This window comes from Gottfriedia luciferensis, from assembly GCF_001712755.1.
In the GTDB taxonomy this organism is placed as follows: domain Bacteria; phylum Bacillota; class Bacilli; order Bacillales; family Bacillaceae_G; genus Gottfriedia; species Gottfriedia luciferensis_B.
The window spans coordinates 85,568-108,103 of the sequence record NZ_MDKC01000004.1; the positions used below are offsets into that span (position 1 = coordinate 85,568).

A 22,536-nucleotide genomic window follows, 5' to 3' on the forward strand; every position below is an offset into this window, starting at 1 on the left:
TTAGATAAATCTATCTTATTTTTTGAAAAAAGATAGGATGTTGTTTTTAAATAAAATAAATAGTGAAACGACGACGAATCCATAGTAGACGATTTGTTCAACTAGTGGTGTAGCATCAATAAAGGAGAATAGACCTTCAGAAAATACTTTACCGCCAAAGAAAATTAATAGAATACCCAGCAAAGTAAAAATCACTTTAATATTTAAATTAATTGTAGTTTTGATAAATAAATATGCAATTAAAATAGCTGCAATAATTCCTAAAAAAATAGAAATCATACCAACAAAGGCGATTGTATGTGCATTTGATAAAACAAACAGAACTAGCTCTAAGCCTTCGCGAATCACAAATACGCTTGCCATGAAAAATAATGAAATACTGCTATCTATAATTTTAAATTCTGATTTTAGTTTATCTGAAATATTCATGCTACTTTGACTACTTAACCAGTAAATAAAATAGAAGATTAGCAATGCTGCAATTAATTGGATTACACCTTCAATAGTATGTTCAACATTTCCATTTAGTTCACCGAATGTCGTAAATATGAAAAATCCAGCAAAAATACTAACTACTGCGCCAAGTATTGTTCCGTAAACTACTGACTTAATTAAATGCTCTTTTTTACTCTGAATTAAAGTAATGAGTAAGTACCCGATTACTAAGGAAACCTCAAGGCCTTCTCGTAAAGCTATTAAAAAATTAGCATTCAATTCACTATCATCCTCCCGATTATATTTAAATCTACTAACTAGATTATTCTTTAATAGAAGAATGGACACTATTTTATTAATAAATAGGCATAATAAGTTGTGTGGTAAAATTAATATAAAATAGCCCAAAATGTAAATATTAGAAGGGGAAAAAATGGAATCTTTTACAAGTAGAGCGATTGAAATTATTAAAAATATACCACGAGGAAAAGTAATGACATATGGTCAAGTTGCAAAATTGGCCGGAAGTCCAAGAGGAGCTAGGCAGGTTGTAAGAATATTACACTCGATGGGCCAAAAATACCAATTGCCATGGCATAGAGTTATAAATGCTAAAGGTGAAATAGGAATTCAAGATGAAGAAGGATTTTTAAGACAAAAGCATTTCCTCCAAAACGAAGGGGTTAAATTTACGAGCGAGAGAACAATTAACCTAAAGGAATATCAAGTAAGTGTAGTTCTTGAGAAAGAAGATGTGGATTTAATTTAGGATCTAAGGAAAAGGCTCATTCTAACTAGATAGATTAAGAACGAGATTACTACTCAAAATTCATTAATAAATGGATTTTGGGTATTTTTTTTCAAAAATGACTATAATTAAAACATTGTTACGCATAATATTGTTGTGAAATTGTATAAATGTTGTATCGAAAGTGTTACGATGGAATACTTTACAATAAAACATTGTTTTGTTATACTCGTGTCAGGAGGAATGTCATATGGGTGAAGAATTAATTTCCAAAAAAGATTTACTACAACTTACAGGCATATCGTACGGACAGCTTTATCGATGGAAAAGGAAAAACATCATTCCGGAAGAGTGGTTTATGAAAAAATCAAGCTTTACTGGGCAGGAAACGTTTTTTCCAAAACAGAGAATTTTGGATCGGATTGAAAAAATAAAAGAGTTGAAGGATGATCAATCATTAGATGATATTGCTAGAGTGTTTTCAGTCAATGAAGAAATCGTTTCTGATCGTGGGAATGCTACTTTATCTTTGGAGCAAATCCCTAAACAAGTCGTACAAATATATCAATCACTTTTTCCAAATACTAAATTAGAGCATTTAAGTACGGTTCAACTATGTTCGTTACTTTTTGTAAACGAGTGGCTTTCAAATGGTAGTGTAACAATAGAAGAAATAAAACAATTTTTAAATTTGGTTGAGACGCATAAAAACCAAATTAACTTGGATGATGCGACTGTCATTTATATTCGAAAATTTGGTATGGGTACATGGATTATTGGAAATCAACATGAGACGTTTGTTGATCAAAAGGATTCGATCTTAATCAATGTTACTCTCTCGAACTATTTAAATAAATCGATTAAATAAATTATGGAGGAGAGATTATAGTGAGCGTTCAATCAAAGCAGAATGCAATTATTAACGGTTCTGGAACAATTGGTACTGGCAAATATGATGACGTTAGAATAAGTGGAAGCGGACGTATACTTGGTGATATTTTTTGTCATGAAGTGAAAGTAAGTGGCTCAGCAAAATTTAATGGAAAAGTAGAAACTGATTATTTTAATTGCAGTGGGAGCGCTAAATGTTTAAGTGATGTTGATGCAAAAAAAATGAGTGTCAGTGGCTCGGCTTCGATTGATGGAAAAGTTTCTGGTGGAGATGTAAATGTTAGCGGTAGCTTTAAAACAAAGGGCGACTTAAATGTTCAAAGTATTAATGTTTCAGGCTCAATGAAAACGACAGGAATAGTGAAAGCTGAAGTAATTACTGTAAAAGGGTCACTTTCTACAGAAAAAGGATCTGAATGTGAAGTATTTACAGCTAAAGGTCACTTATCAATGAATGGTTTATTAAATGCTGAAAATGTAAAAATTACCCATGGGGGATTTGGCTATTTACCTCATAATGGATTTAGCTATATACCTGAAATTGGTGGAGAAACAATTGAAATTAGTCGATTCGATGACAATAATATATTTTCACGTGTTTTTACTAAACTTTTTAACAATCGATTGAACTTTAAATCAGATGTAATTGAGGGAAGTGCTGTAAAGATTGATTATACAACAGCGAGTGTAGTACGAGGCGATGCTGTAACAATTGGACCAAAGTGTGTAATTGACCTAGTTGAATATACAGAAGATGTTCAAATACATCCTTCAGCAAAGGTAAAGGATGTAAAGAAATTAGAACTATAAGCGGCTTAAGGGATATCCTAAGTTGCTTTTTTTTTTGCTTTTTGGGAAAACGGTTTTTAAATAAGGCAGCATAAGGGAGTTAAAATAGGAATTTCTAATAAAGTGCAAGCTGGCTCTTAATTTCAGTTATTGAACTATAGTTAGTTGAATGTTAAGATAATAATGTGCAAACGGTTGCAATGATATTGTACTTAATTTTTTTAAAGGCTTCTAATATAGTCGATAATGAAAACGCTTTTATATATTTGGAGGAGAGAGATTATGACAAATCAAAGTTGGTGGAAGGAAGCGGTTGCTTACCAAATTTATCCACGTAGCTTTATGGATTCAAATGGTGATGGAATTGGTGATTTAAGAGGTGTAATTTCGAAATTAGATTATTTAAAAGAACTCGGTATAGATGTAATTTGGATTTGTCCTTTTTACAAATCACCAAATGATGATAATGGTTACGATATCTCAGACTATCAGGACATTATGGATGAGTTTGGCACAATGGCTGATTTTGATGAGTTATTAGAGAATGTTCACGAAAGAGGAATGAAGTTAATTTTAGATTTAGTAGTCAATCATACAAGTGATGAGCATCCTTGGTTTTTAGAATCTAAAAAATCGAAAGATAATCCTTATAGAGACTACTATATTTGGAGAGAAGGAAAAAAATCAGGCCATGAGCCAAATAACTGGGAAAGTATTTTCGGTGGATCTGCATGGGAATATGACGAAGCAACGGATGAATATTTCTTACACTTATTCTCAAAAAAGCAGCCTGATTTAAATTGGGAGAACAAAGAAGTAAGACAAAAAGTATATGACATGATTAATTGGTGGTTAGATAAAGGAATCGACGGTTTCCGAGTAGACGCGATCAGTCATATAAGAAAACGACCAGGTTTTCCAGATATGCCAAATCCAAAGAAAGAGAAGTATGTGGCAAGCTTTGATATGCACATGAATCAAGAAGGAATTCACAAATATTTGGATGAACTAAAACGTGAAACATTTGATAAATATGACATCATGACAGTCGGTGAAGCAAATGGTGTAACAACGAAAGATGCACACCTATGGGTTGGAGAAAAAGAAGGTAAGTTCAATATGATTTTCCAATTCGAAAGTTTAGATCTTTGGAAGAAAACCGATGAATCTGAAACTTCGATCGCTGATTTAAAAGAAGTACTTACTAAATGGCAAACTGGGTTAGAAGGATATGGATGGAATGCATTATTTATAGAGAACCATGATATACCTAGAGCAGTCAGTACATTAGGAAACGATGATGAAGCATTTTGGGAAATTTCAGCAAAAGCGATTGGTGTAATGTATTTCTTTATGCAAGGTACACCATTCATATACCAAGGGCAAGAAATAGGAATGACAAATGTTCATTACAAATCAATCAACGATTATAATGATGTAAGTGCAAAAAATATGTATAATACAATGATTGAAAATGGTTCAACTGAACAAGATGTTCTGGACATTTTATGGAAAACAGGCCGTGATAATTCTCGCACACCTATGCAATGGAACAGTACAAAGAATGCTGGATTTACAACGGGGAAACCTTGGCTTAAAACGAATGATAACTTTAATGAAATCAATGTTGAAATCCAAGAAAAAGATACAGATTCTATTTTATCATTCTATAAAAAGATGATTACATTACGTAAAGAAAATAAAGCACTAGTTTATGCACCGTATGAATATTTAGACGTTAAAAATGAACCTGTTTATGCATATACTCGAAATGGTGAAAAAGAAACATTCTTAGTGATTACTAATTTATCATCAGAGAAACAAACATTTACTTTACCGAAAGAACTTACGAAAAAGAATGCACAATTAAGCTTAACGAACATTGAATTAACAGATCATCAATTAGTTGAAAATATGGAATTTAAACCTTTTGAAGCTAGAGTTTATCGCTTAATTTAATTTTTTTATATGGTATTTACTGAACAGACTGTCACATGACAGTCTGTTTTCACTTTGTACAGGATGATTGCTTTCCATGGGGAAATCTGTGGAAGTGCAAATAAAAAAGCTGAAACTGCAATTAAATCTCAAAAAGTGCAATGGGGCAATTGATGTTCGAATTTCTCAATATCCTAAAAAATGGCTGTCGAATGATAGTCATTTTTTGCTGCATATTTTTGGCAAAAACCTACAAGGTTTTATAGTATTACAAACACTTCGACAATTTGTAACACTCCTGTAATGGCTTTCAAAATTATATTTTGTTAGACTTACATTATCAATGAAGGGGGAGAAAGAGATGAAAAAGCAAGTCCTTATAGCTTTCGTATGCTTACTGAGCATGGTATTTTTTACGACTAAATCACAAGCAGCATCTACATATAACCCATACTCAAAGAAAAATCAGGTAACAAAAATCGCTAAACAATATACTGGAGTGCCATATCGTTTTGGTGGTACATCTACTAAAGGTTTTGACTGTTCGGGTTACGTAGGGTATGTATACAAAAAAGTAGGTACTACATTACCTCGAACTGCTTCGTCGATGTATACTGTCAGCTCAATTGTTAAAAAGCCTGTTCCTGGTGATTTAGTTTTCTTCAAAAATACATACAAAAAAGGTATTAGCCATGTAGGAATTTTCATGGGAAATAATACATTTATTTCAGCGACTTCAAGTAAGGGAGTAGCTGTAGTAAGTCTTTCTAATACATATTGGAAACCAAAATTCGCTGGCTCAGGTAGCGTAATTAAATAAACATAATAATAAATGCAATTTACTTTTCTTAAGAATGGTAGATTGCTTTTTTTTTGCACTTTTTTTAGGAATAAAATATAAGTGCAACTACGTCTTTGCCTCCACCTATCGCTGAGTTTTCTTTATCTTTCATAAAGTTTTCATTTTTAATAAATAAGTAGATTATGATCCAATGATATAATGACCCTTAACTAAACTAGTTACATGACTTTAAGGGGGTTGGTAATTATAGCAATAGTCTACTTTACTTTTTTTGTATTAGGTCTAGTATTTGGTTCTTTTTTTAATGTTGTCGGGTTAAGAGTTCCAATTGGGAAATCGATTATTTCACCAGGTTCCTCATGTTCAAATTGTGGACATAAACTGAGTTCTCTTGAATTAATACCTGTATTTTCTTTTTTAATCCAAAGAGGGAAATGTCAAAGTTGTGGGAGTCTTATTTCCAAACTATATTTATTAATTGAAATACTAACAGGTATGTTATTTGTATTTTCCATCTATGAAACTGGTTTTCATAAAGAGTTAATGATTGCTCTTTCGATAATATCTTTATTAATTATTATTGTTGTTTCGGATGTGAACTATATGATTATCCCTAATCGTATTCTACTAATCTTTTTATTTATTTTTAGTTTTGAACGAATCTTAATTCCATTGGTTCCTTGGTGGAGTAGTATAGTAGGAGCGCTAGGAGCATTCGTGGTTTTGCTTCTAATTAATCTGATTAGTAAAGGTGGTATGGGAGGAGGAGACATAAAGTTATTTAGTGTGCTAGGAATAATTTTAGGTTGGAAACTAAACCTTATTGCATTTATGCTTGCATGCTTTTCAGGCAGTATTTACGGATTAGTCGTAATATTGTCCGGAAAGTTAAAGCAACGAAATCCGATTCCTTTTGGTCCATTCATCGCAATGGGTGGAGTAGTAAGTTATTTTTATAGTGAAAATCTATTAGAATTTTACGATATAATTTTTTGTTAAACTGATAAATAAAAAGGCTATTTAATTGAAAAATTCTTTCAACTAAATAACCAGTACTTCTTCTTATGAGAATAGTTTTTCTTCTACACTATTAATAACTGAATTCCAGTATTTTTTGTCTTCAACGAAGTTTGTTCGAATGGCTTTAAAAACAGCAGTTTGTTTTTCTTGGAAATTAGGATCATCTTTATCTGGAAGCTCTTTTTTCATTTCAAGTACAATTTCTTCAATCTCCGCAGAACGTGGACCCCAAACATTTACTTCATTCCCTTTTTCATCCATAAAAACAAAAATTGGAATAGAACGAGATTTACCATTAGTTAAATATTTATCCATTAATTCTAGGTTTTCATCACGAATTAGGAATCTAGTATCTATATTTGCTTTTTCCATCATTTTCTGAATAACTGGTACATTAAGTAATGCATCTCCACACCAATCTGCAGTTAAAGTAACAACCTTCCAATGACGATTCTTTAATTGTTCAAGTTTTGCTTGTGTACTTTCAGGAATCGTTACTTCATTATAGATCTTTAGAAGTTCTTCTTTATTTACATTCATTGCTTCCACATATTCTTCAAAAGTCATGCCTTTTTCGAACCAAGAATTTAATGACATTTCCATACACTCCTTTAAAGTTAATAAATAGTATTATACCCCATTCGTCATAAGAAGGAATGCAAAAAGACTTGCAGAATTATTATACAGTATATGTTTTATATGCAGTTTAAGCAGGAGGGAGAAAAATGAGTGCGCCTATTGAAATCTCAAAAAATCGAAAGCGCTTTCCAAAGTGGATTAAAGTTACATCAACTATCGTAATCGTTAACGTCTTAATCGTTGCGGGCACCGGCTTGTATTTAACCAAAAAATCATTACCAAGCATTAAAGGAAATTTAACGATACGTACGTTAAACCATAAAGTTGAGGTAGTTAGGGATGATAAAGGAGTACCTCATATTAGTGCTAAAAGTTTGCATGACTTGTATGTTGCGCAAGGTTTTGTAACTGCACAAGATCGATTATTTCAAATGGATTTAAGCAGGAGACAAGCGTCCGGACAATTAAGTGAAATAATTGGTGATGCTACAGTGGAGCGCGACTCATATTTTCGAACGCTTGGTTTAAGAAGAGCTGCTGAAGCTTCTTATAGCAAATACGATAAAAATGGACAAAATGTATTAAATTGGTATGCAGAAGGCGTAAATGCGTACATAAAATACGCAATAAAAGAAAATAAACTACCAGTTGAGTTTAAAATTTTAAAATATAATCCAACTAAATGGACGGCAATTGACTCACTAGTAATTGGTAAATATATGGCATTTGATTTAGGCGGTCACTGGAATGAACAAGCATTTCGTTATTATGCTATGAATAAATTTCCAAAGGATAAGGCTTTGGAGCTATTCCCAGCTAATAATGATTTAGATCCGTATATTATTCCAAGTAATACTTCAAAAATAGACGTAGAAAAGAGCTTTGCAAGTGCAGTTATTCCCCCAGTTTGGAATGGTAGTAATGATTGGGTTGTGAGTGGTTCTAAAACTAAGTCCGGTAAAGCGTTATTGGCAGATGATCCTCATTTAGGATTGGCGACACCGGCAATTTGGTATGAAACTCAATTAAAATCTGGTGATATGAATGTAAGTGGTGTAATTTTTGCAGGGGTGCCGGGAATCATCGTTGGTCATAATGAACATATTGCCTGGGGAGTAACAAACGTAGGACCAGATGTACAAGATTTATATATTGAAAAACGAAATCCAAATAAATCAGACGAATTTTTATATGATGGCCAATGGGAAAAGGCAAAGGTTATAAATGAAACGATCAAAATTAAAGGTAAAAAGAATAAAGTTTTACCTGTTATGATTACGAGACATGGTCCAGTGATCTCGGAATTTGCGAGTGATGCTGGAAAAGATACTGTATTCTCTTTACAATGGACAGCACTACAACCAACAACAGAGCTAGAAGCCGTTTTAAAGTTTGATGTTGCAAAGGATTGGAATTCGTTTAAAGAAGGATTAGCTTTATTTGAAGCTCCTGCTCAAAATTTCGTATTTGCATCGGATGACGGAACAATTGCCTACCGAGCGAATGGGAAAATTCCAATCCGTAAAAAAGGTGATGGGCTAATGCCAGTCCCAGGTTGGACTAGTGATTATGGTTGGAAAGGATACATTCCATACGATGAACTACCAACAATCGTTAACCCAAAGGAAGGCTTTATTTCATCTGCAAATAATAAAGTAGTGGATGATTCATATCCATACCATATTTCAAATTCATGGGCACAGCCTTACCGTCAATTACGCATTCAGGAAGTATTAAAAAAGAATGACAAACTGACTGTTAAAGATATGCAAAAGCTACAAATGGACGAAATGAACTTACAGGCGAAGGAGCATGCACCGAAGTTTATTAAGTCAATAAAACAAAATAAAGATCAATTATCATCTGTTGAAAAATCAGCTTTAAAGGAACTTGAAAAATGGAATTTTATAGATGATAAAGATGAAGCTTCACCTCTCATATTCCAATTGTGGATGACTGAAATAAATAAAGCATTGTTCGATCAACAAATTTCAAACGATATGATGGATTTATTTGGAGACCGCAAAGTCGTAGTCGATCAATTGCTACGTGACAGCTTAAATGGGAAAAAAGTAATCTGGGTTGATGAACAAGGCGGAATTGATAAACTTTTATTAAAAACCTTCAAATCAACAATTAAAAATATTAGCAAAACAGACGGTGAAAATGCAGCTAAGTGGAAATGGGGGGATCACCATAAAGTTGCTTTCGAACACCCATTATCTAGTATTAAAATCTTAAGCTATTTCTTTAATGCAAGAGATCCAATCCCAGTAGGAGGCAGCTCAACTACAGTTAAAGCAGCAGGATATGATGACCAAGGAATCGTAGACCATGGTGCATCATGGAGAACTGTTGTAGACTTTGCAGATTTAAGTAAATCAGTAAACGTAGTTGGACCAGGACAATCCGGAAACCTCGGAAGCAAATGGTATAGTGATCAAATGGAAGATTGGGCAAAAGGAACATATCATACTACATCTTTGAAAAGTGTTGAAGGTGTTAAAGAAATATTTGTACCGGGAAAAACAAAAAAGAAGTAAGAAGGAAGTATAGAGGACAGACCTTTATGGGGTCTGTTTTTTTGTTTGAGAAGTGAGAATGTAGTGATTTATATAGCATTTTTTAATGAAACCAACCAATAATTTGAAAAATTGAATAAGAAGGGTGGAAACGAATTAATTTTATGAGATGAGCGGGGAATTTGAGTATTATAATTGCGATTCTCAGAATTTAATTGCGATTTCTGGAATTTAATTGCGATACCCGCAATTAAATTGCGGTACCCGAAATTTAATTGCGATTCCTGGAATTTAATTGCGATATCCGAAATTTAATTGCGATTCCTGGAATTTAATTGCGATATCCGAAATTTAATTGCGATTCCTGGAATTTAATTGCGATACCGGAAATTTAATTGCGATACCCAAAATTTAATTGCGATACTCAGAATTTAATTGCGATACCCGGAATTTAATTGCGATACCCAGAATTTAATTGAGATACCCAGAATTTAATTGTATTACCCGAAAGCAGCTTCGAGGAATTTCTCACCTTAAAAGTTAAATCAAAATTGTACACCTTGTCTCGTACTCAACTCTAATTTCTTCCCTTTCGACACCTCATATAATAAAATATTTAAATAGATTGTCCTAAACTAATTGAATAAAGGGGGGCTGTGAAAATGAATGGAATGGGGTTAGTTCTCGAAGGTGGAGGAATGAGGGGGATTTATACTGCCGGTGTTCTTGATTATTTTCTTGAACAAAATATAGAAATTCCTTATGTGATAGGTGTTTCTGCGGGTGCTTGTATGGGTACTTCTTATCTATCAAAACAACATGGTCGTAATAAACGAGTAAATACGGAATTTTTACAGCATCCAGATTATATTTCTTTTAAAAATTTAATTCGTAATAAGCAGCTTTTTGGTATGGACTTATTATTTGATATTATTCCTAATGAGTTAGATCCATTTGATTTTAATTCGTTTTATAATGCTGAGCAAAAATTTGTAGTTGGTACGACTGATTGTGTTACAGGAGAACCTGTCTATTTTGATAAAGATCAAATTGTAGAATCAACAGATATGTTAAATATAATTCGGGCATCAAGTTCTTTACCGTTAATGGCTCCAATCATTAAGTTTAATGATCATTTCTTGATGGATGGTGGCATTGCAGATCCGATTCCAATCGGTAAATCTGAAGCAGATGGCAACCGTAAAAATATAGTTGTTTTGACTAGAAATGCTGGTTATCGTAAAAAACCATCAAAAGGAACTTGGTATTTGCAAAGAAAGTATAAGGATTATCCAGGGCTTGTTCAAGCAGTACTAAATAGGTATGAAGTTTATAATAAGCAACTTGAATATATTGAGGAGCAAGAAAAAGCTGGAAATATATTAGTCATTCGTCCTATACAAAAGTTAAAGGTTAGCCGAATCGAACGGAAAAAAGAACGTTTATTAGAGCTTTATAAAGAAGGATATGAAGATGCTAATCGGCTTCGTGAACAAATTTTAGGTTTTATATCGTATGAAAAAACGACCTGTTAATCAGGTCGTTTTAATATGTTGAAAATTAAACTATTTAGACTGATTGAAAACGCTTGTCTTTCAAAGTACGAAGCATATTATAAAAGCGAAACACTAAGAAATCGAGCGTTTGCATCAGTTTGATCAACCTGTTAAATTCAGGTTGTTTTTTTTTGGGGAGGGAGAAGATAGATTAATCCTTATTATTATTATTATTTTTGTTGTTATTATTGTTCATCATGTTTTTCATCATCATTTCAAACATTACCATATCGACACCTAAACACGGATTCATACAGCCACAGTTACTTTTTCTTCTAGTACAACAGCATCGGCATCTGCAGTGACAATCATGGTTATGGCAATCACAACGATCTCGATGGCAATCATCACAGTCGCAACGTCTTCTTCTGCAATCGTCACAATCACAGTCATTACGTCTACATCTACTTGAGTTCATGTTGACTTGATCTTGGTTGTTCCACATCGTAGAACACCTCCTTGAATAATCTACATAAACAAAATATGCATAGATGTCCCATCAAGGAAAGGCTAGTACCTAAAAAAAAAATAAAAAAGCACATTAATCTTTTTAAAGATCATGTGCCTTGAAATATTTAATATTAATGTGGGAAAAAAACCATTTGGATTAAGAATAAAATACCAAATATATAAATAACTGGTTTAACATTTTTTGCTTTCCCTTTAACGACTTTTAATAATGGATAGGTAATAAACCCAAGAGCAATACCTGTAGCAATACTTGATGTAAGTGGCATTGTGATAATAACTAGAAATGCAGGGAATGCTTCTTCAAAGTTATCCCACTCAATATGACGAACGCTACCCATCATTAAGCAACCTACTACGATTAATGACGGTGATGTAATTGCTGCTACATCAGAAATTGAATTAACAAGTGGGCTAAAGAATGCTGCAAAAACGAATAGTAATGCAACAACAAGTGCCGTTAAACCAGTTCTACCTCCAGCTGCAACACCAGCAGTAGACTCGATATAAGCAGTTGTAGGTGAAGTACCAAACATAGCTCCAATTGTTGTACCAAGTGAATCAGAAAGCATCGCACGACCAGTACGTTTTTCATCTTTCTTATTTAATAAACCAGCTTGTGAAGCTACACCCAAAAATGTACCTGTCGTATCAAAAATTGTAACTAATAAAAATGAAAAGACAACTGAATATAATCCATAATGAACGACATCTGAAAATGCAGTTATTGGATTAGCAACAATAATATGCTCAGGTAATTTAGGTAAAGAGAAAATACTTCCTTTAATGTGTAATTTTCCAGCAAAGCCCGCAATGATTGCTGTTGAAACCATTCCGAAGAATAAAGCTCCGTTTACATTTAAGGCAAATAAGATCACTGTAATGGCGATTCCGACTAAAGTAAGAACTACTCCAGGCGAATGAAGATCACCTAATCCTACAAGATTATCTTTGTTAGCAACGATTATACCTGAAAGACGTAAACCTATAAAAGCGATAAATAATCCAATTCCAACACTAATTGCATGTTTTAATGTATTTGGAATTGCTTCTATTAAATGAGTTCTAAATTTAGTTAAAGATAGAATTACGAATAAAATACCTGTAACGAATACAGCTGAGAAAGCCAATTGATATGAAATACCATGTGCTTTTGAAACAACTGAATAAGCAAAATATGCATTCATTCCCATTCCGGGAGCAATTGCAATTGGATAGTTTCCGAACAATGCCATAAATAATGTTCCGACTAAAGTTGCAATGATTGTTGCAGTAAATGCTTGGTCAAATGGGACGCCAGCAGCAGATAAAATTATAGGATTAACAATTATTATATAAGCCATTGTTAAAAAAGTGGTAAAACCAGCTATTACTTCTGTTTTAACTGAAGTGTTAGCTTCTTTTAATTTAAACATAATAGTTCTCCTTGCTAAAAAATACGAATGATATACTCAACAGTTATTAATATTATTCGTTTTATTGTGAAAGTGCAATAGTTTTTGTGAATTTTACAGCTTTTAACAAATTCAACTATGTTTAGTATTCCTAAAAGTACGATTTGGGTATGCTAAATCTGAATTATTTTAAAGGAGGATGTAGTAAATGAATCAGAAACAGTTTCCGACTAAATTTAATCCGCAACATCAAAATAAGCAACCAGGTATCGAAAAGGAAATGACGCCAATACCTATATCAGATGATCCAAACTACACGCCAAGTGGTAAATTAAAGGAAAAAGTAGCCATTATTACTGGGGGAGATAGTGGGATTGGAAGAGCAGTTGCAATACTTTTTGCAAAAGAAGGGGCATCAGTTTTTATTCCGTATTTCGATGAGGATGTTGATGCAGAAGATACAAAAAAATTTATAAATGATTTTGGTGGAAATTGTGAAATAATGAGATGTGACATTCGAACAGAGGAAGTTTGTAAACAAATCGTTCAAAATGCAATTCAAACCTTTGGGAAAATTAACATTTTAGTGAACAATGCTGCTGTTCAATATCCACAAAAGAATTTAGAAGACATTACTGAAGAGCAATTGAAAAGAACATTTGAAACGAATATTTTTTCAATGTTCTTTTTATCAAAAGCTTGCCTTCCACATATGAAGCAAGGAGACTCTATTATAAATACTGCGTCAATAACTGCTTATAAAGGACATGATCAATTATTGGATTACTCTGCGACGAAAGGAGCGATTGTTACATTTACTCGTTCACTTTCTACAAATCTTGCTCAAAAGGGAATTCGTGTTAATGGTGTAGCTCCTGGGCCAATTTGGACACCATTGATCCCAGCAAGTTTTGACGAACAAGAAGTAGCAAAGTTTGGTAGCACAACTCCTATGAAAAGAGCTGGACAACCAGTAGAGCTCGCACCGGCATATCTTTATTTAGCCAGCAATGAATCTTCCTTTATTACAGGACAAATCATTCATGTTAATGGTGGAGTAATTGTGAACGGATAAACTAATAAAATGGTGCCATATACGAAAATGTAAATGGCACCATTTTATTAATATTTAGGTCGAAACGTATGACAGCAAGTTTCACCACTATGTACAGCAGAAGTAGTTATCTCACCGTCTAAGACTGCATTTTGAATCGTTAAATCAAAGTCATTTGAGTATTCGTATGCTTCGGTTTGAACAAGAATTGAGTCTGCTTGGCAAAAGTTTCCCTGCCCCCAAAAATTACAATTTGCAACACTACATCTAATTTCTGGCATGAACTCACCCTCCTTTAGTTTTTATTTTCTACATACTTTTCAATCTCATTCAGATTAAAATAGTGCATTTATAGAAATTTTAGTGAGAATATTGTAAACTTTTGTTATATAGAAGGAGTTCGTAAGACTTTTATCGAATCAAAACTCTGATTAAGTATAGGAGGAGAACAATATGAATTGGGAAACAACTTATGAGAAATGGATTCAATCACCGACATTAGATCAAGAACTAAAAGAACAATTAATTAATCTTGAGAATAATCACCTTATACTTAAGGAAAGCTTTTATCAAAATTTAGAATTTGGAACTGGTGGAATGCGCGGGGAAATCGGGCCTGGAACGAATCGTATGAACATTTATACTATCCGTAAAGCATCTGCTGGTTTTGCAAAATATATTGAAAGCTTTGGAGAAGAAGCAAAAAACCGTGGAGTTGCAATTGCTTTCGATTCTCGTCATAAAAGTCCTGAGTTTGCAATGGAAGCAGCAAAAACACTTGCGACCCATGGTATTAAGGCGTATGTCTTCAATGAATTACGTCCTACACCAGAATTATCATTTGCAGTACGTGAGTTAAACTGCTTCGGTGGAATTGTCATTACGGCTAGTCATAATCCACCTGAATATAACGGATTTAAAGTTTATGGTGATGACGGTGGACAATTACCTCCAGCTGCTGCTGATCAAGTAATTGAATATGTTAATTCATTTGAAAATGAGTTAGAAATTGAAGTATCTTCTGAAAAAGAATTAGTTGATAAAGGCTTAATACATAGATTAGATGCAGAAATGGACAAATTATATGTAGAGCAACTAAAGACTGTTGTTGTTAATAACGAATTAGTTCAAGAACATGGTAAGGATTTAAAAATTGTCTTTACTCCATTACATGGCACAGCATTACTACCTGCAACAATGTCATTAAAAGCAGTTGGCTTTGAAAATGTAACAATTGTTGAAGAACAAGCAAAAGCAGATCCAAATTTTACAACTGTAAAATCACCAAACCCTGAAGAACACGCAGCATTTGAATATGCAATTCGTTACGGTAAAGAGATTGATGCAGATGTATTAATTGCAACTGACCCTGATGCTGACCGTTTAGGAATCGCTACGAAAAATGAAAAAGGCGAATATGTAGTCCTAACTGGAAATCAAACAGGAGCATTAATGCTTCATTATTTATTAAGCCAACAAGATGTACCTTCAAATGCTCTATTACTTAAAACAATCGTTACATCTGAATTTGGTCAAGTAATCGCATCAAAATTTGGTGTTAAAACAATCGATACACTTACTGGATTTAAGTTTATTGGTGAAAAAATTAAAGAATATGAGCAAACGAACGAATACTCATTCTTATTCGGTTATGAAGAAAGCTATGGCTACTTAATTAAACCATTTGTTCGTGATAAAGACGCAATCCAAGCAACAGTACTTGCTGCAGAAATTGCTACTTATTACAAAACAAAAGGTATGACTTTATATGAAGGCCTAAATAGCCTATATGAGCAATATGGCTATTACCTAGAAGGACTAAAATCATTAACATTAAAAGGGATTGAAGGTACAGAAAAAATCCAATCGATTTTAACAAATTACCGTCAAAATCCTCCGGTTGATATAAATGGTCTAAAAGTTGTTACAGTTGAAGACTATAAACTTCAAGAGAAAACGACTTTAGATTCAGGACAAAAAGAGCAAATACTTCTACCTAAATCAAACGTATTAAAGTATCAACTTGAAGACGGTTCATGGGTATGCTTACGCCCATCTGGAACTGAACCAAAAATCAAGTTCTATTTTGGAATTGTTGGACAATCTCGTCAAGATAGCATCCAAAAATTGGATAGTTTACAACAAGCATTTATGGAAAAAATTGAAGTATTAGTCTAAAAAAAGAGCGACTATTTAGTCGCTCTTTTCATTTATTTTTAGTTAAAGCTCTAATGATGAGATAAAAGATTGTTCCTCTGCGCTTTCTTCTCTAGTGGCATGCTCAATATGCTGGAACATACCTTTTAGTTTTTCATCAATGATCGCTAAATCCCTCTCGTATTTAAAGGCATGTAGAAAATGTTCGATACGCTTTGAAAAAAGTTCGTCTTTCGTATTTACCATTAACACGAGAAGCTTATCCCATTGACAACAATAAGTGTAATACAATGCTAAATCATAATCGGATTGTACTTGCATTGTGAACCTCCTTTTTAGAGGGTACACATAGTTTATGGCGAAAAAAATTAATTAGCCATGAGAGAATTTAACAAAAGGTTACGGTAGAGGTTAGGTAAAAAAAGGATGGTTAAGTGCAAGAATGAAAGGGGAAACAGGAAGTAAACAGGAAGTAAAGTGTTATGATTTTTCGTATTTTAGCAATACTTTATTGGTTTTGATCAATTTAAGTTAAATGGAACTCAAAATAGATGAAATTTGCCCAAAATATATTGATTACTGTTATTTTTTGTATTTAGGTTGGAGTTTTAATTGCTATTCCTGGAGTTTATTGCGATTCGCGGAAATTAATTGCGATTCACGGAAATTAATTGCGATTTGCGGAAATTAATTGCGATTCACGGAAATTAATTGCGATTCACGGAAATTAATTGCGATTCGCGGAAATTAATTGCGATTCACGGAAATTAATTGCGATTCACGGAAATTAATTGCGATTCACGGAAATTAATTGCGATTCGCGGAAATTAATTGCGATTCGAAGAAATTAATTGCGATTCACGGAAATTAATTGCGATTCGCGGAAATTAATTGCGATTCGAAGAAATTAATTGCGATTTCCGGAATTTAATGCGATTCGCGGAAATTAATTGCGGTACCCGGAATATAAAAGCTCCTATTGATTTAATCTGAATTCTCCCCTACAGATAAAATCTTTTCCAACACTTAAGTATACTTTTATTTGAAACAGGGATAATAAGATTAAAATAATAAGCAATCTGGAGAAACTATGTACTCCAAACTAATTAGATTTTCTTAATCAAAAAAAAATTCAAAAATGAAGTTATATCAATCACATTGCACAAATAAAATGAACTACCGTATGAATTTTTTTCATACGTTTTTTGTGTTTATGTTTTTTTGAAAAATTTCGAATTAGATAAATGAATATAGTTTGGATATGACTATTTTTACATTAATTCAATTTTTAGTTCATAGAATAATATAAGAAGAGACAGGAGGAGAGTGTGATGAAGGCGAGTGATTATAGAGCGTTGGAATATGCTATTGACGAAATTACAGAGATTGCGAGAGGATTTGGGCTAGACTTTTACCCAATGCGCTATGAAATCTGTCCTGCAGATATCATTTATACATTTGGCGCTTACGGTATGCCTACAAGATTCTCCCACTGGAGCTTTGGAAAACAGTTTTATAAAATGAAGCTTCATTACGATTTGGGACTAAGCAAAATTTATGAATTGGTAATCAACTCTGATCCATGTTATGCGTTTTTATTAGATACAAACTCTCTCGTTCAAAATAAATTAATCGTTGCACACGTTTTAGCACACTGTGACTTCTTTAAAAATAATATTCGTTTCTCAAATACGAAGAGAGATATGGTTGAAAGTATGGCAGCTACTGCTGAACGAATTAAACACTATGAACATATATACGGAAAACAAGAAGTAGAAAATTTCCTAGATGCAGTACTCTCAATTCAAGAGCATATTGATCCTTCATTGATGCGACCAAAACTAGCTTATGATTTAGAAAGTGATTTCCCAATGAAAGAGAAAAAAAGAGTTACACCATATGACGATTTATGGAATATGGATCAAAGTAAAGAAAAGAAAAATGATTCAAACTTGATCCCGATTAAACGTAAACAATTCCCACCACAACCCGAAAAAGATATCTTATTATTTATCGAAGAATATTCTAGAGAACTAGAAGAATGGCAACGTGACATCCTTACTATGTTACGAGAAGAAATGCTTTATTTCTGGCCACAGCTTGAAACGAAAATTATGAATGAAGGCTGGGCAAGTTATTGGCATATAAGAATTATGCGAGAATTAAATCTTGATTCTAATGAAGCGATTGAGTACGCAAAGCTTAATGCAGGAGTAGTTCAGCCATCAAAAACAAGCATTAACCCGTATTATTTAGGACTAAGAATGTTTGAAGATATTGAAGAGCGATATAATAATCCAAGCAAAGAAATGAGAGAGTTAGGCGTTAAACCTGGCAGCGGTCGAGAAAAAATGTTTGAAGTACGAGAGTTAGAGTCTGATAGTTCATTTATACGAAACTACTTAACGAAAGATCTTGTCATGCGTGAAGATATGTACCTATTCCAACGACAAGGCAAGGAGTATAAAGTTACTGATAAGGCATGGGAAAATGTACGAGATCAACTTGTAGTTAGTCGCGTAAATGGAGGATTCCCTTATATTGTTGTTCAAGAGGGCGATTATTTAAAAAATGGGGAGCTTTATCTGAAGCATTCCTATGAACATATGGAACTTGACGTGAAGTATGTGGAGAAGGTAATGCCTTATATTCATCAATTGTGGGGTAGAGGGGTTCATTTGGAGACAAATATTGAGAATAAGTCTGTTTTGTTTAGTTATGATGGGAAGAATATTCATCGGAAGTATATTTGAGCCACCTTTTATAGGTGGTTTTTTTATGTTTAGAAGTATAGAATTCTTTTTCGGTAAGATGCCAGCTTGAATACTGATTATATTTTTTTGTTAGGTATTTAAAATTTTAAACTCTCGGTATTTGAGCTACGGCAGTGAAATAGTCGACCAACGCTAGTTTTTGTATATATTCTGGAATTTTAAGTGAATTTATCTTGCAAAAGAACAGGATAGCAATAAAAATTAAGATATAATTAAAAAATTAAGGAGCGAATCAATGAAAAAATACTTCCAACTTTTGATAGTTTTACTTTTGCTTTTTTCTCTTTTTCCAGCTAAAAAATTCGCTGAAACGACAACCGGAACCGAAATTTATGGTGTCATTAGCGAGAACAGAACATTAACAAAAGAGGGATCCCCTTATATTCAAACAGGTATAATTGATATCTATCCGGGAGTCACGCTTACCATAGAACCTGGTGTACAGTTGATTGGAAAAAATGGGTTATGGATCTCTGTTAAAGGTAAATTACAGGCTGTTGGTACGGAACAAGACCGCATTTTATTACAAGATGTTTATGTAAAGGGTACTGATTTTAATAACAGCACGATTCAAATTGAGTATGCCGACCATTTTCATCAAACTACATACAATGGTGGTTTCCTCGTAACCACAATGAAAAAAAATGTTACGCTACGACATAACCAATATCGAAACGGTTCCATTTTTCTTTCGTCCTCTAATTTGGACTCTGTGATCGAGCATAATTTTTTTAGTCAAAAAGCAACGCTAGATGTTAATAATGGAAGTGGTAAAGTGATGATAAAAAATAACACCTTTATCAATCCAATTGATCATTATGCTCCAGATATTAACTTGAATAGTAGAGAACCTGACGGTGGAAATCCAAATATTTTTATTAACGAAAACAATTTCTTCGGTTACCCTCGAATAAAGGTGAAAATCTCTGGATATAATGGGATAATCTTTGATGGGAAAAATAATTATTGGGGTGTGACAGATTCCAGTCAGATTAACCAAGGAATTGTCGATTATCGAGATAAGTTAGACATCTCTTCGAATACATATAAACCATTTGAAAATAGCTACCCAAAAGGAGAATTGGGCGTATTCGTCACAAGCGTGAGCGATCATGACCAATCTATTAATGGCATGACTGATGCGGACAGCCTTGTGGAAATTTACCATAATGATGTGAAGATCGGTGAGGGAAATTCACTGCCGGATGGAAGTTTTCAGGTTCCAATCGAACTCCAACGAGGCGGAACCGTCTTATCGATAATAGTAAGAGATAGTTTCAACAGAACAGGTCCAATGACGAAAGTGACAGTGATGGATACTACGCCACCAGAAGTCCCTAGCGTAAATGAAGTGACTGATACTGAACTAGCAATCACAGGTACAGCCGAGCCATTATCCACCGTAGTGGCGATGGTTGGTAGCGAATTAGTCGGTAAGGATATAACAGATGAAAATGGTTATTTTTCGATTGCAATTAAAACATTAATGGCTGATTCACAGGTACGTGTAATTGCTATAGACGAGTCCGGAAATAGGAGTGAAGCTAAGACTGTTACGGTGATCCACCGAGCACTCCCAGTCGCACCACAGCTTATAACTACTGAAATGACTGATCAATCGACTAGTATTAGTGGATATGCAGACAAAAACTTGATAATTAAAGTGTTTGCTGGTGAAACACTCATTGGTTCGTCCTATGCTTTAGATGGTATGTTTTCAATACATTTCCAACCACAAGTAGCCGGCACGATAATGAAAGTTTTTGCAGAAGATCAAGATCAAAATAGGAGTGACATCATTCAATTAACAGTGAAGGATGTGACAGCACCTTCGTTAAAACTTTCCTTTGATTTTCCACTAACTGACGCATCAAAGGAAGTCATCGGCAACTCGGAAGCAGGGGCAAAGATCACGATCAGAAATGGGGAAGAAATTGTCTCTGATGGCTATGCAAAGAATGATGGTAGTTTTGCAATACCAATAGCAATGCAAAAAGCAGGTACAGTTCTATACGTGACTGCAAGTGACGCTTCAAATAATGTAAGTCCAAGTGTAACTACCACGGTGATTGATAAAACTTCACCGCCAGAACCAATCGTTAATCCTGTCACCAATAAAGATGGAAAAATCACAGGAAAAACGGAAGTAGGAGCAACTGTTAAAGCTGTTATAGGTAATAAAACTTACAACGCCATTGCTGATGTAAATGGTATTTTTAACATTATGATCCCGATTCAAAATAGTGGAACAGCGATTTCTGTTACTTCAACCGATCTTGCACAGAACCAAAGTCAGTCCAAAAATGTGGTGGTTACAAGAATTTCTCCAAATATTCCAGTGGTTAATACGATAACAAATAAATCTACCACAGTAACAGGGATAAGCGAAAAAGGAGCCACGGTTACCGTGAAAGTGGGGACATTATCCTATAGCGGCATTGCTGATTCTTATGGGAAGTTCACAGTCAAGATATCTACTCAAAACAGTGGTGTAAAATTGAGCATTACTGCAAAAGATGCAGCAGGTAATATAAGCTTACCAAAGGAAATGCAGATTACTAGAGTTGCTCCAAATATTCCAGTAGTTAGTACGGTAACAAACAAATCTACTACAGTAACAGGGGTAAGTGAAAAAGGAGCCACGGTTACCGTGAAAGTGGGGACATTATCATATAGTAGCATTTCTGACTCTTACGGGAAGTTCACAGTCAAGATATCTACTCAAAACAGTGGTGTAAAATTGAGTATTACTGCAAAAGATGCAGCAGGTAATATAAGCTTACCAAAAGAAATGCAGGTTACTAGAGTTGCTCCGAATGTCCCGGTGGTTAACACACTCAACAATAAAGCGGCAACTGTTACTGGAAAAACCGAAAAGTATGCGGTAGTAACTGTTAAGATTGGCACAAAGTCATACAGCGCTAAAGCTGATAGTGTAGGGAATTTCAAAGTATCGATACCAATTCAAAACAGTGGAATATCAATTAATGTGACTTCAACCGTAGCTGAAAAAGTTAGTAATGCTAGATCCTTAAAAGTTACTCGTGTTGCTCCGAATATACCGTTAGTGAGTTCAGTTAGATATTATTCAACAACAGTTACCGGGAAGACTGAAAAGTATGCAATTGCTTCAGTAAAAATCGGTACAAAAGTTTATACTTCGAAAGCAAATAGCTATGGGGATTTTAAGGTGAATATACCAAAGCAAAAGGCCGGTACATATTTATATGTAACCGTAAAGGATGCAAAAGGATTAATTAGTGCAACAAGAACTGTAAAGGTCTATTAAAATCTGCATGAAATATGAAAAGCAGTGGAAACTCAATTCCACTGCTTTTTTGTTCAACCCTAAATATAAAACATCTACTGACAAATTAAGGAAAATCATTTTTTCTGGATTTCAGATTGG

At 33.8% G+C, this 22,536-nt stretch carries 18 protein-coding genes; 12 read left to right on the forward strand and 6 right to left on the reverse strand.

The genetic code is table 11. From position 1 onward, the window contains the following. Nucleotides 1-15: 15 nt before the first annotated feature. Nucleotides 16-714, reverse strand: a complete 699-nt coding sequence (locus BED47_RS05955; RefSeq protein ID WP_069032858.1) for an FTR1 family protein — start codon at nt 712-714, stop codon at nt 16-18. 154 nt (nt 715-868) lie between these two features. Here BED47_RS05955 and BED47_RS05960 point away from each other — a divergent pair, with 154 nt between their 5' ends. From BED47_RS05960 to BED47_RS05990, 6 genes are all read left to right on the forward strand, one after another. Continuing rightward, entirely contained in the window at nt 869-1,204 is a 336-nt protein-coding gene (locus BED47_RS05960) for an MGMT family protein (RefSeq protein ID WP_069032859.1), read from the forward strand. A gap of 229 nt (nt 1,205-1,433) precedes the next feature. Next, nucleotides 1,434-2,051, forward strand: coding sequence for a DUF4004 family protein (locus BED47_RS05965; RefSeq protein WP_069032860.1), 618 nt, complete (start codon nt 1,434-1,436; stop codon nt 2,049-2,051). A 20-nt stretch (nt 2,052-2,071) separates the two neighbouring features. Next, entirely contained in the window at nt 2,072-2,884 is an 813-nt protein-coding gene (locus BED47_RS05970) for a polymer-forming cytoskeletal protein (RefSeq protein ID WP_069032861.1), read from the forward strand. Between the two features lie 261 nt (nt 2,885-3,145). Then, nucleotides 3,146-4,822 carry a glycoside hydrolase family 13 protein gene (locus tag BED47_RS05975; protein ID WP_069032862.1) on the forward strand — a complete coding sequence of 559 codons (1,677 nt, stop codon included), beginning with the start codon at nt 3,146-3,148 and terminating at the stop codon, nt 4,820-4,822. Between the two features lie 340 nt (nt 4,823-5,162). After that, nucleotides 5,163-5,621 (forward strand): C40 family peptidase, encoded by a 459-nt coding sequence (locus BED47_RS05985; RefSeq protein ID WP_069032864.1) that lies wholly within the window; start codon nt 5,163-5,165, stop codon nt 5,619-5,621. 219 nt (nt 5,622-5,840) lie between these two features. Beyond that, nucleotides 5,841-6,602: a prepilin peptidase gene (locus BED47_RS05990; protein WP_254664555.1), complete on the forward strand. Its 762-nt coding sequence runs from the start codon at nt 5,841-5,843 to the stop codon at nt 6,600-6,602. 63 nt (nt 6,603-6,665) lie between these two features. Here the strand turns inward: BED47_RS05990 and BED47_RS05995 are convergent, their stop codons facing one another. Beyond that, nucleotides 6,666-7,220: a thioredoxin family protein gene (locus BED47_RS05995; protein ID WP_069032866.1), complete on the reverse strand. Its 555-nt coding sequence runs from the start codon at nt 7,218-7,220 to the stop codon at nt 6,666-6,668. Between the two features lie 128 nt (nt 7,221-7,348). Between BED47_RS05995 and BED47_RS06000 the strand changes: the two genes are divergently transcribed. Beyond that, nucleotides 7,349-9,745, forward strand: a complete 2,397-nt coding sequence (locus BED47_RS06000) for a penicillin acylase family protein (protein ID WP_069032867.1) — start codon at nt 7,349-7,351, stop codon at nt 9,743-9,745. A gap of 641 nt (nt 9,746-10,386) precedes the next feature. Continuing rightward, complete coding sequence (locus tag BED47_RS06005) at nt 10,387-11,259, forward strand: patatin-like phospholipase family protein (protein ID WP_069032868.1); 873 nt, start codon at nt 10,387-10,389, stop codon at nt 11,257-11,259. A 172-nt stretch (nt 11,260-11,431) separates the two neighbouring features. Here BED47_RS06005 and BED47_RS23405 read toward each other — a convergent pair whose 3' ends face one another. Further along, the gene (locus BED47_RS23405) at nt 11,432-11,725 is read right to left on the reverse strand and encodes a hypothetical protein (RefSeq protein ID WP_139116344.1); all 294 of its coding nucleotides are present in this window, start codon (nt 11,723-11,725) and stop codon (nt 11,432-11,434) included. A gap of 136 nt (nt 11,726-11,861) precedes the next feature. After that, nucleotides 11,862-13,163: an NCS2 family permease gene (locus BED47_RS06010; protein ID WP_069032869.1), complete on the reverse strand. Its 1,302-nt coding sequence runs from the start codon at nt 13,161-13,163 to the stop codon at nt 11,862-11,864. Nucleotides 13,164-13,350: 187 nt separating this feature from the next. Here BED47_RS06010 and BED47_RS06015 point away from each other — a divergent pair, with 187 nt between their 5' ends. Continuing rightward, the gene (locus BED47_RS06015; RefSeq protein ID WP_069032870.1) at nt 13,351-14,217 is read left to right on the forward strand and encodes an SDR family oxidoreductase; all 867 of its coding nucleotides are present in this window, start codon (nt 13,351-13,353) and stop codon (nt 14,215-14,217) included. A 47-nt stretch (nt 14,218-14,264) separates the two neighbouring features. Here BED47_RS06015 and BED47_RS06020 read toward each other — a convergent pair whose 3' ends face one another. Next, nucleotides 14,265-14,477, reverse strand: a complete 213-nt coding sequence (locus tag BED47_RS06020) for a DUF1540 domain-containing protein (RefSeq protein WP_056471273.1) — start codon at nt 14,475-14,477, stop codon at nt 14,265-14,267. A gap of 172 nt (nt 14,478-14,649) precedes the next feature. On the opposite strand from BED47_RS06020, the gene BED47_RS06025 reads away from it, so the two are divergent. Further along, the gene (locus BED47_RS06025; RefSeq protein ID WP_069032871.1) at nt 14,650-16,374 is read left to right on the forward strand and encodes a phospho-sugar mutase; all 1,725 of its coding nucleotides are present in this window, start codon (nt 14,650-14,652) and stop codon (nt 16,372-16,374) included. A gap of 42 nt (nt 16,375-16,416) precedes the next feature. On the opposite strand, the gene BED47_RS06030 is transcribed toward BED47_RS06025, so the two are convergent. After that, the gene (locus tag BED47_RS06030; protein WP_069032872.1) at nt 16,417-16,674 is read right to left on the reverse strand and encodes a YhdB family protein; all 258 of its coding nucleotides are present in this window, start codon (nt 16,672-16,674) and stop codon (nt 16,417-16,419) included. A 1,010-nt stretch (nt 16,675-17,684) separates the two neighbouring features. On the opposite strand from BED47_RS06030, the gene BED47_RS06035 reads away from it, so the two are divergent. Both BED47_RS06035 and BED47_RS06040 read left to right on the forward strand, forming a co-directional pair. After that, entirely contained in the window at nt 17,685-19,106 is a 1,422-nt protein-coding gene (locus BED47_RS06035; protein WP_069032873.1) for a SpoVR family protein, read from the forward strand. A 256-nt stretch (nt 19,107-19,362) separates the two neighbouring features. Continuing rightward, on the forward strand, nt 19,363-22,416 hold the full coding sequence (locus BED47_RS06040; RefSeq protein WP_069032874.1) for an Ig-like domain-containing protein: 3,054 nt from the start codon (nt 19,363-19,365) through the stop codon (nt 22,414-22,416). Nucleotides 22,417-22,536: the final 120 nt, after the last annotated feature.